Source organism: Arthrobacter sp. Hiyo1 (assembly GCF_001263615.2).
Taxonomy (GTDB): domain Bacteria; phylum Actinomycetota; class Actinomycetes; order Actinomycetales; family Micrococcaceae; genus Arthrobacter.
Genome location: NZ_DF952474.1, coordinates 1 through 2,589, shown reverse-complemented (window position 1 = coordinate 2,589; position 2,589 = coordinate 1). Strand labels below are relative to the sequence as shown.

The window sequence follows — 2,589 nt, the reverse complement described above, 5'->3', positions numbered from 1 at the left end:
CATCCGCCCGCTCGACGCCCGGTTTCAGGTGGCGAACAGGGTGCCATCGACGCCGTCCTCTCCATCATGGTCGGCGGCGACGCAGACGACTTCGAAGCAGCACAGGATGTCCTCAACGCCGTCGGCAAGACCATCGTCCACGTCGGCCCCTCCGGCTCCGGCCAGACCGTCAAGGCAGCCAATCAGCTGATCGTGGCCGTCAACATCGAGGTCCTCGGCGAGGCTATCGCCTTCCTTGAGGCCTACGGCGTGGACACGGACGCAGCCCTCAAAGTCCTCGGCGGCGGCTTGGCCGGCTCCAAGGTCCTCGACCAGAAGGGCCAGAAGATGCTCGACCGCAACTTCGACCCCGGCTTCCGCCTTGCCCTCCACCACAAGGACCTCGGCATCGTCACCTCCGCAGCCCGCGAAGCCAACGTCGCAATCCCGCTCGGCGCCGTCGTCGCACAGCTCGTCGCCGCCACTGTCAACCAGGGCGACGGCGGACTCGACCACTCCGGCCTCTTCAAGCAGGTCATCCAGCTCAGCGGCCGCAAGTAAGCCGCCCGCCCCAAAGGGCGGAAACAAGCGAAAACCAGCAGCCGGCGTCGGGCATTTCCGACGCCGGCTCCCCCAGACACACCCAAAAATCCGCCCGAAGCGGGCAAAAACAGACTTTTCAAGGAGCACACCATGACGAAGATGCGCACTGTAGACGCAGCCGTCGCCATCTTGGCAAAGGAAGGCGCCATCGAGGCGTTCGGCCTGCCAGGCGCGGCAATCAACCCCTTCTATTCCGCGATGCGGGCACACGGCGGCATCCGCCACACCCTGGCCCGCCACGTTGAAGGCGCCAGCCACATGGCTGACGGCTACTCCCGTGCGGCGGACGGAAACATCGGTATCTGCATCGGCACCTCGGGCCCTGCAGGAACGGACATGATCACCGGCCTGTACGCAGCCTGGGCAGATTCCATCCCCATGCTCTGCATCACCGGCCAGGCCCCCGTTGCCAAGCTGCACAAGGAAGACTTCCAGGCCGTGGACATCGAGTCCATCGCCAAGCCTGTCACCAAGATGGCCATGACCATCCTGGAACCGGGCCAGGTTCCGGGCGCCTTCCAGAAGGCTTTCCAGTTGATGCGCTCAGGCCGTCCGGGGCCGGTCCTGCTGGACCTGCCGTTCGACGTGCAGATGGCCGAGATCGAGTTCGACATCGACGCCTACGAGCCCATCGTCGTCGAAAAGCCGAAGGCCAGCCGGAAGCAGCTGGAAAAGGCGCTGGACATGCTCACCGCGGCTGAGCGCCCGCTGATCGTCGCCGGTGGCGGCATCATTAACGCCGGTGCCTCCGCGCAGCTGGTTGAACTGGCCGAACTGCTGAACGTTCCGGTCATCCCCACCCTGATGGGCTGGGGCACCATCCCGGACGACCACGTGCTGATGGCCGGCATGGTGGGCCTGCAGACCTCGCACCGCTACGGCAACGAGACCATGCTGGCCTCGGACTTCGTGATCGGCATCGGCAACCGCTGGGCCAACCGCCACACCGGCGGCCTGGACATGTACACCGCGGGCCGCAAGTTCGTGCACATCGACATCGAGCCCACGCAGATCGGCCGCGTGTTCTCGCCCGACTTCGGTATCGCGTCCGACGCCGGTGCGGCGCTGGACGGGCTGATCGAGCTGGCACGCGAGCGCCAGGCAGCCAAGTCCCTGCCGGACTACTCCGCTTGGGTCGCACAGTGCACCGCCCGCAAGGGATCGCTGCAGCGCAAGACCCACTTCGAGAACGTGCCGATCAAGCCGCAGCGCGTGTACGAAGAGATGAACAAGGCCTTCGGCAAGGACACCACGTATGTGTCCACCATCGGCCTTTCGCAGATCGCCGGTGCGCAGCTGCTGCACGTGTTCGGCCCGCGCAAGTGGATCAACGCCGGCCAGGCAGGCCCCCTGGGCTGGACCGCCCCGGCCGCCCTCGGCGTCGTTCGCGGCAAGCCGGACGAGACCGTTGTTGCCCTGTCCGGTGACTACGACTTCCAGTTCATGATCGAAGAGCTGGCCGTGGGCGCACAGTTCAACCTGCCGTACATCCACGTTGTGGTGAACAACTCGTACCTGGGCCTGATCCGCCAATCGCAGCGCGGCTTCAACATGGAACAGAACGTGTCCCTGGCGTTCGAGAACATCAACTCCCCGGAAACAAACGGCTATGGCGTGGACCACGTCAAGGTCGCCGAAGGCCTGGGCTGCAAGGCCATCCGCGTGGAAAACCCGTCCGACCTGCCTGCCGCCTTCGACAAGGCCAAGGCGCTCATGGGCGAGTTCAAGGTTCCCGTGGTGGTTGAAGTGATCCTGGAAAAGGTCACCAACATCTCCATGGGCGTTGAAATCAACGGTGTGAACGAGTTCGAAGATCTGGCCGAGCGCGGGGCGGACGCCCCCACTTCGATCATCTCGATGCTGGACTAGTAAGTACTGAAGGAGGTACGGAATGCGTGTGGTCATAGCCCCGGACAAGTTCAAGGGATCGCTGTCAGCTCCCGAGGTCGCCAGCCGCTTGAGCGCCGGATTGCGGGCAGGTTTTGCCGCTGGCCGCGCAGCGGCGAG

At 64.8% G+C, this 2,589-nt stretch carries 3 protein-coding genes; all 3 read left to right on the top strand.

The features are described from left to right. Positions 1–540: NAD(P)-dependent oxidoreductase (locus tag AHiyo1_RS27100; RefSeq protein ID WP_253257422.1), on the top strand; the 540-nt coding region annotated here is incomplete at its 5' end. Between the two features lie 132 nt (positions 541–672). Then, positions 673–2,451, top strand: coding sequence for a glyoxylate carboligase (gcl, locus tag AHiyo1_RS17395; RefSeq protein ID WP_059389367.1), 1,779 nt, complete (start codon positions 673–675; stop codon positions 2,449–2,451). A 22-nt stretch (positions 2,452–2,473) separates the two neighbouring features. After that, positions 2,474–2,589, top strand: a 116-nt coding sequence (locus tag AHiyo1_RS17390) for a glycerate kinase (RefSeq protein WP_148667639.1), incomplete at its 3' end; no start/stop codon positions are given.

Excerpts from the sequence above, each read along its gene's own strand:
- gcl (WP_059389367.1), top strand. The coding sequence starts at position 673 with ATGACGAAGATGCGCACTGTAGACGCAGCCGTCGCCATCTTGGCAAAG.